General features: G+C 52.3%; 17 protein-coding genes. 8 read left to right on the top strand and 9 right to left on the bottom strand.

The genetic code is table 11. The annotated features are described in order from the left end of the window. Window positions 1–333: 333 nt before the first annotated feature. Window positions 334–1479 (top strand): stalk domain-containing protein, encoded by a 1146-nt coding sequence (locus tag MHH78_RS26685; RefSeq protein WP_341169383.1) that lies wholly within the window; start codon window positions 334–336, stop codon window positions 1477–1479. Between the two features lie 85 nt (window positions 1480–1564). On the opposite strand, the gene MHH78_RS26680 is transcribed toward MHH78_RS26685, so the two are convergent. From MHH78_RS26680 to MHH78_RS26655, 6 genes are all read right to left on the bottom strand, one after another. After that, window positions 1565–2140 carry a DUF2812 domain-containing protein gene (locus MHH78_RS26680; protein WP_036721413.1) on the bottom strand — a complete coding sequence of 192 codons (576 nt, stop codon included), beginning with the start codon at window positions 2138–2140 and terminating at the stop codon, window positions 1565–1567. Beyond that, a complete protein-coding gene (locus MHH78_RS26675; protein WP_445668068.1) occupies window positions 2140–2466 on the bottom strand; it encodes a PadR family transcriptional regulator in 327 nt (108 codons plus the stop codon). The genes MHH78_RS26680 and MHH78_RS26675 overlap by 1 nt, the downstream gene beginning before the upstream one ends. Window positions 2467–2758: 292 nt before the next feature. Continuing rightward, window positions 2759–3919 carry a sporulation protein YhbH gene (gene yhbH / locus MHH78_RS26670; RefSeq protein WP_036721417.1) on the bottom strand — a complete coding sequence of 387 codons (1161 nt, stop codon included), beginning with the start codon at window positions 3917–3919 and terminating at the stop codon, window positions 2759–2761. 114 nt (window positions 3920–4033) lie between these two features. Further along, the gene (locus tag MHH78_RS26665) at window positions 4034–5719 is read right to left on the bottom strand and encodes a hypothetical protein (protein WP_341169381.1); all 1686 of its coding nucleotides are present in this window, start codon (window positions 5717–5719) and stop codon (window positions 4034–4036) included. Further along, window positions 5716–12435, bottom strand: coding sequence for a DUF7507 domain-containing protein (locus MHH78_RS26660; RefSeq protein WP_341169380.1), 6720 nt, complete (start codon window positions 12433–12435; stop codon window positions 5716–5718). Before MHH78_RS26660 ends, MHH78_RS26665 begins: the two co-directional genes overlap by 4 nt. 131 nt (window positions 12436–12566) lie before the next feature. Further along, on the bottom strand, window positions 12567–13211 hold the full coding sequence (locus MHH78_RS26655) for a methyltransferase domain-containing protein (protein WP_076079089.1): 645 nt from the start codon (window positions 13209–13211) through the stop codon (window positions 12567–12569). Between the two features lie 172 nt (window positions 13212–13383). On the opposite strand from MHH78_RS26655, the gene MHH78_RS26650 reads away from it, so the two are divergent. Together MHH78_RS26650 and MHH78_RS26645 are read left to right on the top strand one after the other, a co-directional pair. Then, a complete protein-coding gene (locus tag MHH78_RS26650) occupies window positions 13384–13812 on the top strand; it encodes a hypothetical protein (RefSeq protein ID WP_339255032.1) in 429 nt (142 codons plus the stop codon). 205 nt (window positions 13813–14017) lie between these two features. Further along, window positions 14018–16294, top strand: coding sequence for a copper amine oxidase N-terminal domain-containing protein (locus MHH78_RS26645; RefSeq protein WP_341169379.1), 2277 nt, complete (start codon window positions 14018–14020; stop codon window positions 16292–16294). An 86-nt stretch (window positions 16295–16380) separates the two neighbouring features. On the opposite strand, the gene MHH78_RS26640 is transcribed toward MHH78_RS26645, so the two are convergent. Beyond that, window positions 16381–16836, bottom strand: coding sequence for a hypothetical protein (locus tag MHH78_RS26640; protein ID WP_341169378.1), 456 nt, complete (start codon window positions 16834–16836; stop codon window positions 16381–16383). A 167-nt stretch (window positions 16837–17003) separates the two neighbouring features. Here MHH78_RS26640 and MHH78_RS26635 point away from each other — a divergent pair, with 167 nt between their 5' ends. Next, a complete protein-coding gene (locus MHH78_RS26635; RefSeq protein ID WP_036721421.1) occupies window positions 17004–17381 on the top strand; it encodes a DUF423 domain-containing protein in 378 nt (125 codons plus the stop codon). 86 nt (window positions 17382–17467) lie between these two features. On the opposite strand, the gene MHH78_RS26630 is transcribed toward MHH78_RS26635, so the two are convergent. Then, window positions 17468–18001: a hypothetical protein gene (locus tag MHH78_RS26630; protein ID WP_341169377.1), complete on the bottom strand. Its 534-nt coding sequence runs from the start codon at window positions 17999–18001 to the stop codon at window positions 17468–17470. 212 nt (window positions 18002–18213) lie between these two features. On the opposite strand from MHH78_RS26630, the gene MHH78_RS26625 reads away from it, so the two are divergent. Next, window positions 18214–18516 carry a YunC family protein gene (locus MHH78_RS26625; protein WP_076079084.1) on the top strand — a complete coding sequence of 101 codons (303 nt, stop codon included), beginning with the start codon at window positions 18214–18216 and terminating at the stop codon, window positions 18514–18516. A gap of 275 nt (window positions 18517–18791) precedes the next feature. Beyond that, complete coding sequence (locus MHH78_RS26620; protein WP_036692784.1) at window positions 18792–19253, top strand: Dps family protein; 462 nt, start codon at window positions 18792–18794, stop codon at window positions 19251–19253. Between the two features lie 133 nt (window positions 19254–19386). Here MHH78_RS26620 and MHH78_RS26615 read toward each other — a convergent pair whose 3' ends face one another. Then, window positions 19387–19893, bottom strand: coding sequence for a MarR family transcriptional regulator (locus MHH78_RS26615; protein WP_076079083.1), 507 nt, complete (start codon window positions 19891–19893; stop codon window positions 19387–19389). Between the two features lie 208 nt (window positions 19894–20101). Between MHH78_RS26615 and MHH78_RS26610 the strand changes: the two genes are divergently transcribed. Continuing rightward, window positions 20102–21130, top strand: a complete 1029-nt coding sequence (locus MHH78_RS26610; RefSeq protein WP_341169376.1) for a nitroreductase family protein — start codon at window positions 20102–20104, stop codon at window positions 21128–21130. Between the two features lie 173 nt (window positions 21131–21303). Continuing rightward, window positions 21304–22086, top strand: a complete 783-nt coding sequence (gene sufC / locus MHH78_RS26605) for a Fe-S cluster assembly ATPase SufC (RefSeq protein WP_076079081.1) — start codon at window positions 21304–21306, stop codon at window positions 22084–22086. The last annotated feature ends 8 nt before the right edge of the window (window positions 22087–22094 follow it).

Below are 22094 nucleotides of genomic sequence, written 5' to 3'. Positions count from 1 at the left end.
GATGAGGGAATAGTTGGAATTTAGGCACTTGCTAATCAAACGTTGGGCAATTCTGCGGCAAGAGTTGGATAAACAACACTTAAATCTTCGAATATTCGCCAATAGTGTGGATTCCGGCATTAGCAGATGCTGTTTTTCCAATTGTTTCTCTATAACCGTTAGGAACTGAAGAATTAAGCCGCATTATTCCACTTGTTGCTACTGTGGTTGCGTTTATTCCCCATAGGATGATGTTGTTATGCGATAGATTGCAAATAAAGGGAATACAATGGAACGGAGCGAAATATAAACTTGGGAAATACAAACTATATCTATCGAAGGGGAATAAGGAAATTGAAGAAAAAAATACATATGGCTAATGTGTTGTTACTCCTGCTGATTACTCTGCTTGGGGTTGCAACGACTGCGAATACAGTATCCGCTGCAACAGCGGCGCAGACTGCAAAGGGAATGCGTGTATATGTGCAAAATAAGGAAATTCATCCGCGTGCGGCTACGGTGGTTCAAGGAGGAAGTGTGTATGTCGAATTCCGCAGTGTGGTGCAGGCTTTGGGCTTTAAGTTCAAGTATGATGCTGACAGCAAGCAAATTACAGCTACCTCAGAGGATGCTTCTTTTAAAGTTGATCTCAAAACGAAAAAAACATTCGTAAACGGTTCTCTGTACACCCATAATTCGAACATTCCGATGGTCATTGGTTCGGGTGCGGATGCCCTGGTTGCGCTCTCTTTGTTCGAGGAGACTAACTATATCAATGCTGACTATGATAAGACGAATAAATTAGTTAAAGTATACGAGGATCTGCAAGGCAAGCCTAAAAAGGCGGATCTGAAAAAAATACAGGCACTAATTAAAGCCCATTATCAGACTTTGGATGGCTTTAAGTCGATCGACAAATTTGAAATGAAATCGTGGGGAGAGTATACAGTAATGCTTGCTGATGTCTCCTTTCGTAAGACAGAAACTGAGCTCCTGGACCGGGTTGACCATGTAACCTTAGAAATGGAGCATAAGCCCGATGCCAGTTGGATGATACATAATATAGAAATCAATGATACAGACTATCTAAACTATACTTCATTGATTAATAAAGAGGTAAGTGTTTCGGCCGCAGATAAAATGGCCATTCGCGAGTTGCTCGCTGCGTATAGTAAAGCTATAAATGACAAAGATGTAGAGGCGGAACTGGCGCTGCAGGACCCTGCCAACAAGACTACTGACTACGAACAGGAGATCAGAGAGCTCCGGGAATGGTCGAATCGAAAATATGATATAGAATATACGCAAGAACAGGTGGTCATTGTCTCTTTTTCGGCAAAGAAAGCAGTTGTCTATTCAATCTATACACTTCAAGCTAACAACGATCCATCGAAGTTTAAGGAGCGGTTCTACTCACTTACCTCTGTAGTTAAAAGTAAGGATAAATGGTATATTGATTCAAATGAAGGAGTTGCGCTTGGCAGAGAGGTTGTCAAGTAGCGTCTGAATCATTAAGAGGAGACCTTGCAGGAGCTATTACATGACCTGCGGGTCTCCCTTTGTATATTTATTCCTCGCTCCCGCCTCACTCCCGAATCAGCTTCTCCTGCTGCAGCCGCGCGATCTTGCGGCGGATAGGCAGGCTGAGCCAGATGAAGAACAGGCCCAGAATGATAACGGACACTCCCACGACGAGGTTGATTTTGTAGATGTTAGAAGAAGTATTAAGCATAATCAGCATGAGATTTAAAGAGCCGATGATCAGCTCCATGAACGCGAGGGACAGATAGACTTTATAGATTCTCTGATAGTGCTTGATCTTGGAATCTGCATCGGTATAGATCTGGAAGGGGCCTTCCGAGGCCTTCCTTCGGAAGAACACCCAGCGTTGGTTCATGAAGGCACGATTGGCCTTGGTAGGGGTCCCGGATGGCACCCGCTCGGCTCCGGTCTCCTCCATGAATTGCAAGTAGCCTGCCGCCTCCTTTGGATCCTTCTCCAGCAGCTCAATCCGGTAAATATACTCCCCCTTAGCGCTCTCTTCGAACACATAACGGGCCCAAGAATGCTCCACCAGGGCCAATCCCTTGGCCGACATTTCATTCAGCCACGCTTCTTCCTTCTCGAAATCCATGAAAAATTTGCGCACCACCTGACTCATTACACTTCGCCTCCCATTAGTTTTCTTCCATTAGTGAGCAACTCGTCAAGCCTTGTCATTTCACTCTGGACGATCGATTTGCCTAGCTCCGTAATCTGATACTCCTTCTTGCGGGAATCTTCTCCGCCAGCCAGCAGCTTGATCCAGCCTCGTTCCACAAGTGTGCTTAACGCCCCGTATAACGTGCCTGCACCCAGCTCCACACGCTGATTGCTCAGCAGCTTCACGTTCTGCATAATCCTGTAGCCGTGCATCGGGGTGAGCAGTGACAAGAGGATATAATAGACGCCTTCGGTTAGCGCCCCGTATTCATTGTTGCCGGACAATGCAATCACCTTCCTTATCGCGTATCTTTGAGCTTCATTTCACAGACCGGGAATTTCCTTTGTATCATTCGGCGTTATAGCATCTGACGTTATACCATCTGTCGTTATATCGTCAACCGATACATTTATTATATCGGCTGCCGATATAATAGTCAACAGGGATATGCGGTGCAAGTTCGACAGCACAAAAAACCCCGCACACCGCAATAAGCGGCAGGGCGGGGCGGGAACTCACAACAAGAATGCGCATAGCCCGGGGTGGCTTGGGCTGACAAGTCTAATGTCAGGCTGCTTAAGCTTCAGTAACCTTTTTGCCGAAAAAAGCCTTCAGCGCCAGATACACTTCCTTCTTATCCTTAATCACATAATGCATGAACTGCTCCTGCTTCAGGTGGCGGTAGGCGGACATCAGGGTGCTGCTGCGGTTGTACTGGTTCACCTCGCCGTAGCCGAACATGTTGCTGCGCTTCAGCAGCTCGCCGATCAGCTTGACGCAGCGCTCATTGTCGGAGGTCAGATTGTCGCCATCCGAGAAATGGAAGGGATAGATGTTGTATTTGGCAGGCGGATAGCGGCTGTCGATAATCTCCAGTGCTTTCTGATACGCCGAGGAGCAGATCGTCCCCCCGCTCTCCCCCCGGGTGAAGAAGTCATGCTCGCTGACCTCTTTGGCTTCCGTATGATGGGCCAGGAACACAATATCCACCTTCTCATACTGGCGGCGCAGGAAGCGGGTCATCCAGAAGAAGAAGCTGCGGGCGCAGTATTTTTCAAAAGTGCCCATACTGCCTGAGGTGTCCATCATGGCGATAATCACTGCATTCGAGTGAGGGACCGTGATGTCATCCCAGGTTTTGTAACGCAGATCATCAGGGCTGATGCTGTGTATTCCGGGATTGCCGCTGCTGGCATTGCGCCGCAGATTCTCAAGCAGTGTACGCTTTTTATCGATGTTCGACATCATGCCTTTTTTGCGGATATCGTTGAAGACAATCGATTTGACCTCAATCTCTTCCTTATCCTTCGGCTTCAGATGGGGCAGCTCCATATCCTGGAACAGAATATCCTCCAGATCCTCCAGATCGACCTCAGCTTCAACGGTATCCGCCCCAGGCTGATCTCCCGCCTTATCCCCTTTGCCCGGCTGGGCCGACTGGGAATCGCGACCAAGTACATCCCCCACCTGGCTGTCCCCGTCTCCCTGTCCGACATGCTTCTGCTTGCGGAAATTATAGATAATCCGGTATTCATCCAGACTGCGGATCGGCACCTTCACAATCTGCTTGCCGCCTGACAAAATAATATTCTCCTCGGTAACCAGATCGGGCAGATTGCCCTTGATGGCTTCTCTGACCTTTTGCTGGTGACGCTCCTGATCCTGATGGCCTTTGCGGTGAAGGGACCAGTCTTCTTTGGATACGACAAATGCGTATGGACCGGACGGCTGGGACAAGGATGACCACCTCCCATGGACTGTGTTATTCGGTAATGTCACTACGGAGACTAAGACGAAGCAGCAGGTTGTAACTAAAGTATATTCAGGGAGATGGGGGATATGTGAGCTGTATTATTCACTGATTTCTTCAATGAGCAGGTTATAGCTGTTAGAACGGGCTTCGCCGGAGTACCGGCGTCCGTCGATGGTGAACAGATACAGGGCAGCCGTGGAGCCTTGAAGATCCTTGCCCATATAATCCGCATTTATTGTGACAAAGTAAGTGAGTGTGACGGTCTGCCCCGCTTCCAGCGTTCCCAGAGCAATTGTTCCGCTATATGGCGTACCGGGCACGGCGATAGCGCTTATGGTAACGATATCGGGATTAATGACGGTACCCTGCGGTACAATTCGGATCACCGAGACCTCTGCCGGATAATTCCCGCTATTGGACACGTAAATGTTGAATTCCGCGATACCTCCAGGCTCGACGATGGGCGGCTCGCCCTCAATCTGAATGGAAATGATGGGCGTGAACAGCAACGTGGTCACCGCATTGGAGCGGGAGAGCTGCCCGACATTGCGCCCGTCCGGCAGGGAGAACGTATACTGGACCACTCCCTGATTCTGAATGGCCGGCGTCTGGCGGATATCGGTGGCACCTGGAATAGATACGAGAAAATCTACCGCCATAACAGCGCCTGCCCGTAAGGTGCCCAGCGGAATTCCGTCCCCGGGGCGGACGCCCCTCTGGGGAACCCCGTCAATACGGACACTGTCCCAGATGAATAGTACGCTTGGCGGAATGGCGTCCGTCAGCAGTGCGTTCACCGCCATATTACCGCTATTCTGTACAGTGAACTCGTACCGCAAGTTGTCACCGGGCGCCGCGCTGTAGAGATCAACCTTCAGCTTTACCGATAATCCGGGCTGGATGACTGTAATCTGAACCGTGTTGCTTGTGGTGGAGGTTCTGTTGTCGTTGACCTCATAAGAGATCTGCGCGTTCGCCATAATCGCCGATCCTGGAGGGTTCGAGGCCACCCTTACACGGTAGGAGATCTCGGCGGCTGCGCCTGCAGGGAGCGAGCCCAGCCCGATGCCTGAAGCTGGGTCGGCCTCAGGCTGATAAATCCTGCCAGCGATAACACTTCCGGGAAGGATAGAGGTGCCTTCCGGAACGGGAAGCGTGGCCATGACTCCGGTCAGCGGCCGGGTGCCTTCGTTCCTGAGTTGAAGGGTATAGGTGACGACATCCCCAATGAAGGTAGTGGGAGTGCTTGCCGAGAGCAGAGAGGACAACTGGTAGGACAGCAGGGAGACACTGACCGGATTGGAGCGGATCTCCCCGTTCACCGTTCTTCCTTCAGGTGTAGTGAAGGAATACGTGCCAACCGCCCTGTTATGCAGCGCGAGTGAAGGCGGAAGCGAGATAACAATGACCTGGAAGGCGATACTGACTCCCGAATGGGCGGCGAGTAGGCCAAGGGGAATGCCGGAAGACGGAGTGACCCCCGGAAGGGGGACTCCGTCTCTAAGCACACTATTGGCAATGAACGAGACGCCTGGGGGAAGCACATCCGTGATGGTGACAACCGCCCCGGTATTGCCGCTATTCCTGGCGGTCACAGTATAGACGAGCGTCTCCCCCAGGGAGGCGCTCAGGCGGTCTGCTTGCTTTTGCAGTAATAATACCGGGCCCACCACAAGCGTATTGACGGTATTGGAATAGGTAACCGATTCAGTGCCCTCTGCCGAGCTGTACAGAACCATGGACTGATTACTTACGACAGGCTGGAGCTGTGAGCCGTCTGTCATATGACGATGACCTGAACCTGGAAGGTTACCGTTGTGGTCGCTCCCGGGGCGATCGTTCCGATCACGATACCGGTGCCCGGATTTGAACCGGGACGCGGAGTGCCATCCACAGTTACGCTGCCTGCAACGAACTGGCTGCCGGCCGGGATCGGGTCAACAAGGACCACATTGTTGACGGGAACAATGCCGTTGTTGGTTACGGCAATCGTATAGGTGATGATATCGCCGACTACAGCATCGACAGCCGGAGTGCTCTTGACTGCCGTTACGTCCGGTGAAGAGACTGGAATGACGAGTGTATTCGATAGTGTAGAGCCTGAGAGCAGACGTCCATCAGGCGGCGTGAAGGTGAAGGTTGCCGCCGCCTGGTTCACCAGCTGCTGCGGTGAAGGCAGGGAAGCCAGCGTAACCTGCAGGGTGACGAGCATAGTAACTGTGGCACCCGCTGGAACTGTACCCAGATTGATTCCGGTAGTCGGATCAGCGCCGGGAACGGGCTGGCCGTTAACCAGTACACTGTTCGGTATGAAAACAGCTCCTGCAGGGATAGAGTCGGTTAAGGTGACGACTGCCGCAAGATTACCTGTATTGGTGACGCTTAGTGCATAAGTGACGGTATCTCCAACCGTGGCATTAGTGGTATCAGCAGATTTCAGGACACCAATAATCGGCTGGAATACCGGGGTAATTAGATTGTTGGAATAAGAGGCGCCGGAGAATGCCCCGGAGGTGAAGCTGACCGAAGCCTGATTGTTCAGTGTGGCCGGATTAGGAAGACTGTTGACGAGAATATTGAAGGTGACCTGGACCACTGCACCAGGGGCGATAGTGCCGAGCGAGATCCCGTTCGCAGGGTTGCCTCCCGGCAGCGGAGTGCCGTCCACGACCACGCTGCCGGCTACAAAGGAAGAACCGGCCGGAATCGGATCGCTCAGCACTGCATTGTTAACCGGTGCAATTCCGTTATTGGTGACTGCGATGCTGTACGTAACGGTATCCCCCGGGACTGCATCGACTACAGTAGTGCTCTTTGCAACCAGGACATCCGGCGACGATACCGGAATCAGATTGATGTTCGAGCTGGCCGACTGATTGAAGACGCGTCCGTCAGGCAGCGTATAGTTGAAGGCGATAATGGCCTGATTGCTGAGCTGCTGGCTGGCTGGCAGCGTGTCGATCACTACAGAGAATACTACGGTCAGTGATGCACCGGCTGCAACACTGCCCAGAGGGATTCCGGTAGCGGGATCTGCACCCGGAGCAGGGAAGCCGTTAATCAGTACACTGTTCGGAACCAGAGTTGTACCTGCGGGAATAGTATCAGTCAGCGTGGCCGATGCCGCATAGTTCCCTGAATTGCTGACATTGACGGTATAGACAATGGTATCGCCTACCGTGGCATTCTGAGAGCTGGAGCTCTTGGCTGCAGCGATAACCGGCTGGAAGACCGGAGTGGTCACAATGTTCGAGAAGGCTACACTGGACAGGGCGCCGGAAGTGAAGCTGACGGATGACTGATTGTTCAGTACACCTGAAGCCGGCAGAGACGTAACCGTTACGTTAAAGGCCACCGTTACAGAAGCGCCCGGAGCGATGCTGCCTATGGTCACCCCGGTAGCCGGTGAAGAAGCAGGGCGGGACACGCCGTCTACGAGCACACTGCCCGGAACAAAGGCGGTACCGGCAGGCAGGGCATCTGTGAATACGACATTATTAACCGTAGCAATACCGTTATTGGTTAGGGTCACGGAATAAGTGATGGTGTCGCCCACATTGGTTGCGGTGGTTACAGTGGTTTTGACGACAGCCAGATTCGGGTTCGAGACAGGGATGGTCAGGGTGTTGGTGAGCACCGACCCTCCCAGGATTCTTCCGTCAGGCAAGGTGAAGCTGGAAGCAACCGTTCCCTGATTCACCAGCAGTTGCGGCGATGGCAGTGAAGTGATGATTACGGAGAATGAGACAGCAACGCTTGCACCCGGGGCGATGGTTCCGGCGGCAATTCCGGCGGCGGGACTCGCCTGCGGCAGAGGTAGCCCGTTAATCAGCACACTGTTCTCTTCAAAGGTAGTTCCGGCCGGAATGTTGTCCGTTACCGTAAGGCTTGCTCCGTAGTTGCCGGTATTGCTGACCGTTATCGTGTAGGTTACTGTATCACCGACTGTTGCATTGGCGGTATTGGCTGTTTTGACCGCAGCGATATTGGGCTGGAAGACAGGCACCGCCACAGGATTGGAAAAGGTTGATCCGCTAAATACACCGGAGGTGTAAGTGACCGTCGCCTGATTATCAATGGAGGTATCTGCGGGTACAGAGGTGACAGTGACACTGTACGAGACGACGGCACTAGCCCCGGAGGCAAGCGTACTGATAGTAATCCCTGAGGCCGGATTGGCATTCGGAAAAGGCACCCCGTTCACCGATACGCTGCCCGGCACAAAGGTGGCCCCGCCCGGTGTTGGATCACTGAGCACGACATTGTTGACAGGGTCCATCCCGTTATTGGTGATGTTCACGGAATAGGAAATGGTATCCCCAAGGGCAACGGAGGTGGAGGTTGTGCTCTTGACCACCGCCAGATTAGGGGCAGAGACTGCGATGGTCACGGTATTGGAGACGGCACTTCCACTTAGCAGCCGCCCGTCAGGCGGAGTGAAGGTATAGGTGGCGTTTGCCTGATTGACAAGCTGCTGCGGTGAAGGCAGAGACACGATGAAGACCGTGAAGCTGACAGATACACTGGCACCGGGAGCTACAGTTCCAACAGTAATTCCGGTATCCGGTGCAGCCCCCGGCTGAGGGAATCCGCCGACAATGACGCTGTTGGGGTCAAATGTAGTACCCGCCGGGATGTTGTCGGTTAACGTAACATTGGCTGCAAGGTTACCGTTATTGCTGACCACAATGGTATAGATGACCGTATCGCCTACTGTGGCGTTCAGGTCACTGGCGCTTTTGACAAGGGAGATCTGCGGTTGTGTGACCGGTGTGGTGGTGACGTTGGACGATGAAGAGCCGGAGAAGACCCCGGAGGTGAAACTGACGGTGGACTGGTTATTCACCTGTGAAGGAATCGGCATGGTTATTCTCACCTCGAATGTGACGGCAACGGAGGCTCCAGGCCCCAGGCTGCCGATTGGGATGCCGGCCGACGGAACTGACAACGGCTGGGAGACGCCGCCGACAATTACGGTTCCGGGAAGGAACGCTGCATTCTCTGGCAAGGGATCGCTGAGAATGATATTGCTGACAGAGGTAATGCTGTTATTCGTCAGCACGGAGGTGAATGTAAGGATGTCGCCGGTCACGGCATCAATTGCATTGACGCTTTTGACAACACTGACATTCGGTGCCGATACGGGAACCATAAGTGTGTTCGACACGGTGTTACCGCCAAGCTGACGCCCATCCGGCAGGGTGAAAGTATAGGATGCTGCTGCCGAGTTAGGCAGCTGCTGGTTTGGGGGAAGCGAAGTAACCGTAACAAGGAAGCTGACTACGACGCTGTCTCCGGGAGCAAGCGGCCCCACCGGAATGCCTGTTAATGGGCTATACCCAGGTAACGGGGTCCCGCCTATACTTACGCTGTTGGTCTCGAATACCGTCTGCGGCGGCAGGGAATCGGTCAGATTCAGCATTGCCGCGATATTGCCAGTGTTGCTGGCCAGGATGGAGAAGGAGAGCAGACTGCCGACAGAGGCCTGCGCAGGGCTTGAGCTTTTGACCAGTCCAATGACTGGAATGAAGACTGGGGTAGACACTGTATTGGACAGGGCTGCTCCGCTGAATGAGCCGGCCGTAAAGGATGCGCTGGCCCGGTTGCTCAGTTGAGGCGGGCTTGGAATAGAGTTGGCATTCACCTGGAAGACAACGATGCTTGTGGCACCCGCAGCAAGTGTTCCGAGAGCAATCCCGGCATTTGGATTGGCAGAGGGTACGGCCGTCCCGTTCACCGTGACAGTTCCTGCTACAAAGGCACTGCCTGCCGGAGCCGGATCAGACAGCACTACATTGTTAACAGCTACGCCGCTGGGGTTGGATACAGAGACGCTGTAGGTAAGATATTCGCCTACAGCCACTGAGGTGAGATTGGCATTTTTGAGAATCGTGATGTTGGGGGCAGAGACTGGAATAGTCACCGTATTGGATACACTTCCGCCGGACAGAGAGCGTCCGCTGGGCAACTGATAGGTATAGCTGCTGCTGCCCTGGTCCGTCAAGGTTGCCGGAGACGGCAGGGATTGGACAGTGGTCAGGAAGGTTACGGTCAAGGCAGCTCCCGGTGCTACGGACCCGAGCGGGACTCCGCTTACCGGAGAATCTGACGGACGGACCACACCGTTTACTGTGACGCTTCCGGCGACGAAGGCAGACCCGGCAGGGATCGTGTCAGTTAGGGTCACATTCGCTGCGAGATTACCGGTGTTCTGCACCTGCAGCGTGTATTGTACATTTCCTCCAACCGTGGCGCTGCTTGGACTGGAGCTTTTAACGATACCGATTATTGGCTGGTACACAGGAGTGAGGATTGTATTGGACTGTGTGATGGCGTTAAATGTCCCCGAGCTGTAAGAGGCCGATGACTGGTTGGCGAGCTGGCCGTTTCCCGGCACAGAGGTGACACTTACCTGGAAGGTTACCGTTACGCTGGCTCCCGGGGCAAGGGTGCCCACGGATATCCCCGAAGCCGGATCAGCGGCAGGCCGTGCGGTTCCCGCTACCACCACGCTTCCAGGCACCAGAGTGCTGCCGGCGGGTATCGGATCAGAGAGCACAACATTCGTGATGGCGACGATTCCGTTATTAGTAACCACAGACGTATACTGCAAGGTATCGCCTACGGCGACATCCGGGAAGCTGGCGCTTTTGACAAGGGCAACATTCGGCAGTCTGACCGGTATGGTGAGCGTATTGGAGGCAGCCGTACCGCTCACGGTCCGCCCGTCAGGAACCTGGAAGGTATAGGCGGCTGTAGCCTGGTCCACCAGCTGCGGAGGAGAAGGCAGACTGTTCACCAGTACACGGAACTGGACTGTAGAGCTTCCTCCCGCCGCGATGGTGCCGATGGCGATCCCGGCGGCGGGATTACCCGCCACAGGCGTGCCGTTTACCGTGAAGCTTCCCGGAATATAGGAGCTGCCGGCAGGAATGTTATCCGTGAGCGTAGTAGTGGCTCCGATATTGCCGGTGTTGGAGATTTGCAGGGTGTAGAGAATCTGGTCTCCGACGGTTGCGTTGGTAGTATTGGCGCTTTTGACAATGCCGAGAACGGGAGAATATACCGGCAGCGATTGTGTATTGGATGGAATGACTCCGCTGACAATCGGGCCTCCGGCTACACTCTGGAAGGTGAAGGCAGCGTTAGCCGTGTTGGGCACAAATTGCGGATTCGGCAGGGAAGTCACCCTGGCTTGATAAGTCACCGTTATGGAAGTGCCCAGAGTAAGTGAACCCAGCGGGATGCCGGAGGTTATATCATAAGTCGGCCTGGCAACACCGGCTACCACCACGCTTCCTGTGACAAAAGTAAGACCTGCCGGTAAGATGTCTGACAATACAACACTGGCTGCGCTTGCGGTACCGGTATTGTTAACCGTTACAGTGTAGGTGACCAGATCACCAACGATGGTGCCGGCGACATTTGCACTTTTGGTCAAGGAGATCTTAGGTGCATTGATATCGATTTGCAGCCCGTTGGCGTTAACGACATACGCATCGCCCGAAGTAGTTAAGGTCAGGAGTGCGGAGGACTGGTTATTGACCAGGCGCGCAGAGACATCCACATTCGTGATATCCCAGCCCTGCCGCCCGCCGACAATGTTAGAGCCTGGACTGCCGTTGGTCTGGTTGCGGGTGCCGAACGTACCGGTCGTATTCAGATTGCCGGTATCATTGTTAATCTGCGAAGCGAAGAAGTTATTGGCAAAATTGTTAGGCCCGGAGAGGGCGACCTGAGTGGTGGAGGTAGGGCCGAAAAGCGCCTGGTCTCCCGAGCGGTTGGCATCTCCTTCCTGGGCGCTGAACTGGATGCGTCCGCCCAGCGCGCCGGTAACAGGTGTGGCGAAGCCGGTAATGGTGGTGACCACCGGGGCCGAGGAGGCTTGGACAAGGACAGCGCCTGCGCGCAGGGACATGTTGCGGAAGGGCAGCGACGGATTCTGGTAGATGACAGCAAGTGTCCAGCCGGCATGGTTGGCAGTGGAATCTCCGGGAATTACAATAGTTCCGACTACACCGCCAGTGACATAGGTTCCGGCACCGGAGGCTTGAATGGTGCTGGTGACATTTGCGGAACGGACATATGCGAGTGCACCCCCGCCCAGATCCACCGAATTGGCTGTGGCTGAATCGGGGGTTACACTGACCGTGTTCCCTAGCGGTGTAGTGAAGGATACAGGGTTGTTGATTGCCGCAGTGAGATTGACGGTACCGTTAACATAGGAACCGCCCCAGATCAGCTCGGCATACAGAACTGTGCTTCCGGCAGGGAGAACCAGAATGGCTGCTGAACTGTTGCTCTGATATAGACTGGTAGTGCCAGCAGGATAGGTGCCGTATACAGAAGCTGTATTAATCGTAGAGAAGCCTCCGATACTGTCCTGTGTACCCGGTACACCGGCAGTTTCAGAGCGGCTTAGTCCCAGCGTGTTGCCAGTGAAAGTGATGGCGCCTGTTGCATTAACCGTAGACCGAACGACTAGAGGAATAATTTTCACCTCCTTTTGAATAGAAGCTCAGACAGTCAAAAAAAAGCAGACCGGCTCCTGTGTGAGCCGATATGCCATCCTGCTTGTGTTGTATTAACCTATGTTCCGTTTTGGGCAATCTTGTATGTCCATCCCGAATTTTATAACATATATTTCCTGTCCTGCAGCCGAAGCCGGCGCTCTAGCAGTGCCTGTGGTTCAGGCAGCACCTTCCGGCTCATCGCCTCCAGTTCCTCATCGGTAATCTCCCGCTTAATGACGGCGAAGTGGTACATAATTTCGTGAATGACATTGGACTGCAGCGTCTTCAGAACCTCAAGCTCTTCCGCATCATACAGATTGTCGTCATACGGATATTGATAGAACAGCTCCATCCGCAGCAGTCTGAAGTCAAACGGCGGCAGCGGCACGGGATAATCCGGGATCTCCGGGCACAGTGGGCTCTGATAGGGCTGGAAGAAGTGGCCGGTGAAATACCGTGGGGTATACTCATCGAACTTTTGCTTAAACATAGGGTTGGAGGCATGCGGGAAGCTATGGGCATAGGGTGAGAGAATACACACAACCGCTTGGTGTGTGCTTATTCTATAAATCTCTGACATCGCTGCAAACAGATCGTTCACATAAGGCATCACCCGGCTGGCCATAACGAATTCAGCCGTATTGTCGGGCAGGGGGATTTCTTCGCAAATATCGCAGACGATATCCACTCCGGGGTACTGTGTGCGGTCGATTCCCAGATACCCGGACTCTTTGCCGGGGCCGCAGCCGATATCGATTCTCAAGGGATACCACTCCTTCAAATGCTGAATAAGGCTCTTCATCTATTGTATTAGTCCGGCGCTTCTGTGCGTACGGCTGATGCCCAGCCCGTAACGGCAAGTTTACACTACCCGGCTTATGGGGTAATCCATAGGTAAGGTAAGCAGCACACAACCAACAGAGGAGGTACACATCATGAGATTAGAGCGTACGCTACCCGCTATGACAGCAATCGCTGTATTGATGCTCACCCTGACGGCTTGCGGCGGGAACAGCCCTGCGGAAGCCCCCGGAGAATCGTCCTCAGCAGGCTCATCGGGAATCCCTGTACAGACAGCGGCGTTACCTCTCGCCAGTCCGGTGCTGAAGCCTGGTCCTTCCGCAGCCGCAGAGTCAGAGAAGATCCAGGGCTCAGGCACTTATGTCGGGCAGATGGATACCCATTCCGTGGAGATTGTGACAGAAGAAGGGCCGACGGCCTTTGAACTCGGTGCAGGCACAGCGGATGCGCCGGAAGGGCTTGAGATGGATGATCCTGTAGTATTTACTTATGTGGAAAAAATAGTCGGAAAAGATCCTGTCGTGATTCAGCGGGTATTGTCCAGTCTGGCCAAAGCGGACTGATTCGGCAGAGTGCCCTGAACCCGAACCCGGGCTGCAATGGCGGAATATCCCATGGGTATCCGCCTGTTGCAGTTCTTTTTGCCGCCTTTGGAATCGGCTCCAAAGGTTATTTTTTTGTAACCGGTTCAGAGAGAAACTTTTTCCGCCCGGCTTGCGTCAAAGAGATAGAAATTGAGATTGGTTTCCTATCCGGGAGGGTGAGCTTGTGAAAAAGTTATGGATTTCGATTGTAGCAGGATTATTGGTGTTCCCGATGTTGTTTCAGGCTCCGGCCCAGGCAGCAGCAAAACCCATCAGAGTTATTATTGATGGAGTGACCTTGTCCACAGACCAGCCGCCGGTAATGGTGAACGGACGGACTATGGTTCCCCTGCGGGCGATCTTTGAAGCCTTCAATGCCGACATCAAGTGGAATCAGAAGACACAGACAGTAACAGCTTCCCAGAACGATACAACGATTGTACTGAAGATTGGCTCCAAGATCGCAACCATCAACAACAAGGCAGTCAGCCTGGATGTGCCGGGCCAGAATCTGAAGGGCCGCACAATGGTGCCTACCCGCTTCGTAAGTGAAGCGCTCGGCCGCGAGGTCGGCTGGAATCCGGCTGCGCAGATTGTCACGATCACCACTCCGGTTCCGGTAGGCGGGAATGCGGCTCCGGTATCGGGAGTAACCGCTCAGGATATCAGCGATTATGGAGACGGCCGGGATCTGCAGGTCAGCTTCAACCGTGCGGCCGACGAATCGCTGGTGGATCAATACCGAGTGCTTGTCGCCAAGACCGGTACTTCACTGAACCTGTCGTCTGCACTGGCAGTAGGTGCCAATAACTACTCCGTTGCTCTGGTAACAGGAGCCAATCCTGTTGTGAAGCTGAACGCTGCCGCCAGAACGATCGACGGTGACCTGATTAAGAATAATCAGGGATATAGCGTATATGTAGTGACAGTCGGCAAAGGCAATAATACCAGTGCCCTCTCCAGTGCAGCTGCCGTTATTACATTGCAGAACAAGGCAGTTCCGGCACTGGGCACCGTCCAGGTAACGGATACCAGTGATTACGGGGATGGCCGGGATCTCTCCGTCAGCTTCAACAAGCTGGCCGATGAGAGTAAGATAAGCTCTTACCGGATCTTCGTAGTCAAAGCGTCCAATTCCACAGTGTTTGACCTGGGCAGAGCCAATGCGGTCTCCAGCAGCAATTACACGCAGATCAACAAGACGGGGAACAACATCAGCATGAACCTCTCCTCCGGCTCCAGAGATACAGATGGAGCGCTGATCAAGACGGGTGTCAGTTACCGGGTATACGTACTGGCGGTTGACAGCAGCAATGCTGCGAATAATGTGCTGTCACCTGCTTCAACGGCCCTTACACTGGCCAATGCAGGGGTATCCAACCTGAACGTGACCGATGTGAATGATTATAATGACGGGCGGGATTTGAAGGTTACCTTCAACCATGCTACAGACGAGACCAATATTAGCCAATACCGCATTCTGGTGGTGCCTGTGAATTATTACAGCAGCTTCAGCTTAAATGATGCGAATAACGTATCCAGTGCGAATTATACGGCGGTAAACACATCAGGAACCTATACCGAACAGATCATGAATTCTTCCAGCAGAGATGTTCGCGGTTCCCTGATCAGGAACGGAACCAGCTACAAAGTGTATGTGCTCGCGGCAGGCAACTGGAACAATTCGGGCTCGAATGTGTTATCCGCTGCTTCTCCGGCGATCACGCTGGTGAATACCTCCGGCCTCAGTGCCATATCGAATCTGAGTGTGAGTGATGTGAACGATTATGGAGACGGGCGTGATCTGAGAGTATCGTTCAATCATGCCGGAGACGAATCCTACATCAGCCATTACCGGATTCTGGTGGTACCTATGAATTATTACAACAGCTTCAGCTTGTCGGATGCGAATAATGCGGGGAATTATACAACCGCAGGTACATCCGGGGACAGCACCAATCAGGTGCTCGATAGCTCAGCCAAAGACGTACGCGGCGCAGCCATCAAGCCGGGAATCAGCTACCGGGTATATGTATTGACTGTCAGAAACGGCAGCTACCAGGGAGCTAATGTATTATCGGAGGGATCGGCAGCCATTACTTTATCGGCTAAGCTTCCCGTCACCTCCGTGACAAATGTGACTTACGGCATGGATAACGGCAAACTTGTGGTTAACTTCACCAAGTCTGCCCGTGAGTCGAATATTTCCGAATACCGAGTATTCGTAGTCCCTTCCAAGCAGAGCTTCGGCACTGCAGAAGCTCTTAACGTGCAATCGTCTTACTACAGATCAGCAGTCCCTAACGGAAGCAATCTCTCTATAGCGGCTGCAGCCAGAGATATTAACGGTAACCCGATTGTCAAAGGCACCAAGTATAAGGTATACGTGCTTGCGGTAGCCAACAGCTCTGGAGTGCAGAACGGCGGACTGTCCGATTCAAGCGAAGAGTTCGAGATCTAAGCGTCCAGCTCTGTATATAAGGCTCCATAACAAAACACAGCATGTCCCGGTTCAAGGGGATATGCTGTGTTTGCGTACACGAGTTATCATGATGCTCCGGCATTCACCAGAACAACGGATAGCAGAAGCATGAACAGAAGGAGGAAGCCGGCGTTGATGATGGTGCCGATAATAGCAAAAACCTTGCGCCGTCTGCGCAGGGTCAGGCCGATAATACCGGTAACCGCCCCGATGATATTCACTGCGACCAGGATCAGCATCGTCAGGCCCAAATACATAATCGTTTCTGCCGAATCGGCAATCAGTTTATTATGCTCATTCATCAGAGAAGACGCTTGCGCTCCTACATACACGAAGGTAATGGCATAGCAGACCAGTGTAAGTAGAGCTATTACGAACGAGGCGATACCGGGGCCGGAGTGCTTATAGTCTCGTTTGTTCTCCTGGTATACATAATCCGCGTTCATGTCTTGTTCTGAAGAGCCCCATCTCGCAGGCTCGGTTGCGGCGGTGTCCGATTTGGGAGGTGTATGATAGTCCATTTGGCTGCACTCCTTGGGGTGTAATAGGTTATTACTACCACTTCATCATAACAGCGCTCTAAATGCAAGTCCTCAGGAATACAAGCTACAGAATGATGCGGCTGGTAAAAGGCGAAGCTGATTGTTAAGATAGGAGAAGTTCAACTCAGGGAAGGAGCTGTATATCCATGCAACGAAGATTGGTGGGCTGGGGAGCCTTGCTGGGTATGCTGTCTGTTGCCATCGGCGCGTTCGGATCGCATATCCTGAAGCCTGTAATCAGCGAGCACTATCTGCAGGTGTACGAGACGGGCGTCCAGTATCATATGTTCCATGCGCTGGCCCTGATACTTATCGGGCTTACCGCTGGGCAGTGGGGCGAAAGTGTCCGTCTGCGCTGGGCAGGACGGCTGATGGTTGCCGGGGTTGTCCTGTTCTCGGGCAGCTTGTACATCCTCAGTATTTCCGGTGTCAAGGTTCTCGGAGCAATCACTCCGCTGGGAGGCGTATGCTTCATTGCGGGCTGGATCTGCCTGGCCTTGGAGGCCTTCTCGCGCAAGAAGTGAAGTGCGGCAAGAGCTGCATATTCGCCAAAATAATCGTAAGAGAAAGAAGCACCCGCCCCGGAACCCGGAGCGGGTGCTTCTTTCTCTTACAGAAATTCATCGATTTCATTAAGCTTGAACGTGTAGACCTGCTTCTCGTCTACATGGTATACACTCAGCGAATTCTCCGTTTCGTCTAAGTTCAGAATACGGCAGGGCATGGATACCTGTTTGCCATGCCGGTTCGCACGCAGCCGGACGAGCTGGTTATTCTGAATGTACTGTCTGATTTTGCCGAATACATCTGCTGGAGTTTCTGCCGGAGCTGCTGCAGGCTTCTTGGCTGCGGGCTTCTCCGCAGGCTTGGCTGCCTGAGGGTCTGCCGGCTTCTCCGGCAATTTCACTGGCACCGGAGCAGGTGTGGAGCTGTCATTCTTCAGAGCCATTTTTGCAGACTTCAGCAGATGATCAATGGCTCTTCCAAGCTCCAGCCCGGAGTTGATGTTGAAATCAGTGACTTTGTCGCTTGAATTCAACATTTCAAGCAGGAACTGCAGCGCAAGCGGGTTGGTGCGGGCATTAATCAGGATGTCGACATTGAAAAGATAATTGCCGTCGGTGTGTTGTAGTTTCTTATCCATTAATCCCCCAGCTTAATCGTTAATCACGATTTCTTTAATTTAAATTAGTGTATAAACTATACCATTAAATAAGCGGAAATTATATACCCTCCTGTATAGAAATAAGGACTTCTGACCCTCCGATTTCTCCATGAACTAGGACAATCGTCCACACGTGGCCTGAACCGTACGCATAACCTACAACGTGAATGTGAAAGGAGGAGGTGCTGCAGATGGTAACAATAGAGCCCATGCATGTGGGCGATCATGTCCTGGTGGGGGTTGAGGTGAAGCTGCCCAAAACGACGTTGCTCAGCATCAGCACAGACAAGGGATATATTATGTGCGGGGCGCTGGACATAGGACTGCTGAACGAGGTGCTGAGCGACCGGCAGATTATTGCGGCAAGGGCTGTCGGGGTGCGCACGCTTCAACAGCTGCTGGCCGCGCCGCTGGAGTCTGTAACTATAGAAGCAGAGAAGCTGGGAATCGTTCCGGGCATGTCCGGTGCAGAGGCCCTGCTGCTAATGATGTAAGGCACATAGCAATGTGTAGTCAGCCAAGGAGCTTCCCGGCCCCTTGGCTGACTTTATTCTGTCTTGAATCGCATCAATTAGCATAACCGGCGCTTGCTTGGTTCATCCTACGGGTGAAGACACAAGCATGCAGCCAGCGGCGGGGAAGAGGGCTTGTCCGGGGTCAGGCTTGTTTCGCCCTCCAGGCAAAAGGGTAAATGGAGAATAGACAACTGCAAGGCCGGACAATGGACAAGCAGCCGGCTAAATTTAATGGATAAGGAAGGGATCATATCATGGCTAAAGCATCAAACAAAGTGAACACCGCTTCATTGGAACAGGTACTGAACCGTCAGGTTGCCAACCTGAACGTATTGTATGTGAAGGTGCATAACTATCACTGGTATGTGAAGGGGGAGCAGTTCTTCGCCCTGCATGTGAAGTTCGAAGAGCTGTACGATGATATTACACTCAAAATGGACGAGGTAGCTGAGCGCTTGCTGAGCATCAAAGGCAGCCCTGCAGCAACTATGAAAGAATATCTGGAACTGGCTACCATTCAGGAAGCCACAGGCAAAGAAGATGCCCGTGGTATGGTTCAGGCGCTGATCGAAGATTTCGCTACAGTAGCGGAAGAACTGACAGAGGGCATCGAGCTGGCGGAAGAAATCAGCGACCAGCCTACGGCAGACCTGTTCATCAAGATCCGCACGGATCTGGAGAAGAACCAGTGGATGCTGCGCGCTTTCCTGGGCTGATTGCGGGATAAGTAGCACAATGATTTGAATATAGGAATAAAGTCTCCCCTGAAGGGAGGCTTTATTTATTTTTCAAAATATAAGGATTCATGTGCTTCGCATGATCCCCTTTAAAAGGGCAGCGTAGCCCTTTCTACTCGAATTCACTAAGATTCAGGGGGAGCATTCTATTCTCATCAATCATCATTTGAATGAATTTCAGTGAAGCCTGCAGCTCCGGTTCCGAGAATTCACCCATTTTCTCAATGAATTTCTCCTCCAGGTTCTTGTGCATCCGGGCGTGGAGTTCAAAGAGCTGTCTGCCTTTAGGAGTAAGGCTGAAGTAGATTTCTTTCTTGTTGTCATTCATCCGGCTCCGCTTAATGCAGCCATCCTGGAGAAGCTTGGTGCTGATCTTAGTGATGCTCGCCTTGGACAATTTCAAGCTCTCCGCGATGGTAGTGCTGTTGACAGGCTCGTGATTGCCAATGCAGTCGATGACATGAATACTGGTCAAGCTGGTTGAAGTGAGAGTAATCCCGTACTTCCGTGTGAGATCCGTAAATACATCCATTTCGGTTACGAAAGTCTCTTCAACTAAATGGGAGAGGTGGAGAAAACGGTCATACAGCAGCCGCTTAAGTCCTTCAGAGGAATGCATAGGGCTTAGCATCTCCTTTCTGCAAAGTACCTTTATTCTAACGTAAAATTATTAACGTGTAAACTAACTATTCAGACGAGTTATTTATGATAAATTGCTGATATTAAATTTAATAATATAGATTGACATCGTATTTCTTTCAAAATATAGTTAACTGGTAAACAATATAAATTATTGAATGCCAAACGATATTTTGGGGGGGATGAAGATGAAGAATGTGTCCACAACGGTTAGGGAACGGCGGACCATTCGGAGATTCAGCGCTGCACCGGTTGAACAAGAACGGATTATTTCCTTGGTAAAAGAGGCGGCTGGCTTATATGAGTCCGAAGATACGCCGCACTGGCGCTGTCTTTACTTCGGCACTCCCGAGTCCCGTGAAGAGCTGGCTGAATCCATGATGGCGAAGGTGACGGGCGGCCGGCTCGGGAAGCTCCTTCCTGCCCGCATGACAGATCTTCTAAGAAGGCAAATCACGGGTACTCCCGCTCATGTAATCTTCATCGCCGAGTCCGCCGGCACGGAGCGGGAGCGGGATGAGAATTACGCGGCGGTCTGCAGCATCATGCAAACGGTTCAGCTTCTGGGCTGGGAACAGGGGCTGGGGATGCTGTGGTACACAGATCCCTTGATTCTGAGCGAATCGTTTTATAAGCTCATCGGCTGGCGTGAAGGAGAGCGGTTTGCGGGGATACTGGAAATCGGCTCCTTCGACAAAGCGCCGCGAGGACGAAAAAGAACACCGGCAGAACGGAAATGGACAATTATCGGGGAAGACAGCCGCCAGCTTGAGGATGCCGCCCCTTTCTCTGCATACAATGTCCTTAGGCTGCTGAACGAGGCGGTCTGGGCGCCGAATGACGGCATGCGGGAGCCTTGGCGGTTCATCTATGTGACGGGTGATAAGACAGAGGCACCAGGCAAACTGCAGTTCTCTGAAGAGGCACCTTCACCGCCGTTTCTGCTGGTCGTAGCCAGAGAAGAGACGGACCCGCACAAGCAGGACGAGGATTATGCCGCGGTGTGCAGCCTGATACAGAATTTTCAACTGCTGGCCCGGTCTGAAGGGTGGCAGTTGCGCCGCAGGATTCCGGAATGGGTCTATGACCGGAAGCAGTGTGAGTCCTTCGGGCTTCGTCCGCTGGAACGGATCGTCGCAGTACTTGAAGCGGGGGAACATAAGCGGTATTCAAATTCCGTTTTTCTTATTCCCGCAGTGAAGATAACCATTAATTAATTTGATAAAAAAGGGCCGATGTAATAAAATTAGTGAGAATCATTGATAATCATCCTGATTCACTTTATAATAATTATAATGTGATATAAAATCTAATTGCTTGTAATCAGGGTTAACCTGTGACAATACAACTTTCTGATTTCGCAAATCGATCAATGGAGGGAATAATAATTATGGCAGCAGAATTTGTCATTGAGGGACTGAAAGCGACGATTGAAGGAAAAGAAATTCTGAAGGGGATTAACCTTCAGATGAAGGGCGGAGAAATTCACGCCGTGATGGGACCGAATGGTACTGGTAAAAGTACGCTGGCCTCAGCTCTGATGGGTCATCCCAAGTATGTGGTTACAGAAGGTACGGCCTTGCTCGAAGGTGAAGATCTGCTGGAGATGGCAGTGGATGAGCGCGCCCGCGCCGGGTTGTTCCTCGGGATGCAATATCCAAGTGAAATCAGCGGAGTGACGAACTCCGACTTCCTGCGCAGTGCGATTAACTCGCGCCGTGAAGAGGGCAGTGAGATCTCACTGATCCGCTTCATCCGACAGATGGAAGCCAAGATGAAAGAACTGGATATGAACCCTGAATTCCTGCACCGTTATCTGAATGAAGGCTTCTCCGGCGGGGAGAAGAAGCGTAACGAGATTCTGCAAATGATGATGCTGGACCCTAAGATCGTCATTCTTGACGAAATTGACTCCGGCCTTGATATTGACGCACTCAAAATTGTTGCCGATGGTGTGAACACCATGCGCAGCCCGGAACGCGGATTCCTGATTATTACCCACTACCAGCGTTTGCTTAATTACATCAAGCCCGACTATGTGCATGTCATGATGCAGGGACGGATTGTGAAATCCGGCGGCCCTGAGCTGGCCCACAGACTGGAAGCTGATGGTTATGAATGGATTAAGGAAGAACTCGGCATCGAAGATGAAACTGTAGGACAAGAAGCTTAGAAACGCTG

It is taken from the genome of Paenibacillus sp. FSL H3-0333, assembly GCF_038002805.1.
GTDB classification, from domain to species: domain Bacteria; phylum Bacillota; class Bacilli; order Paenibacillales; family Paenibacillaceae; genus Paenibacillus_AQ; species Paenibacillus_AQ silagei.
This window is presented reverse-complemented; position numbering and strand designations above follow the sequence as displayed.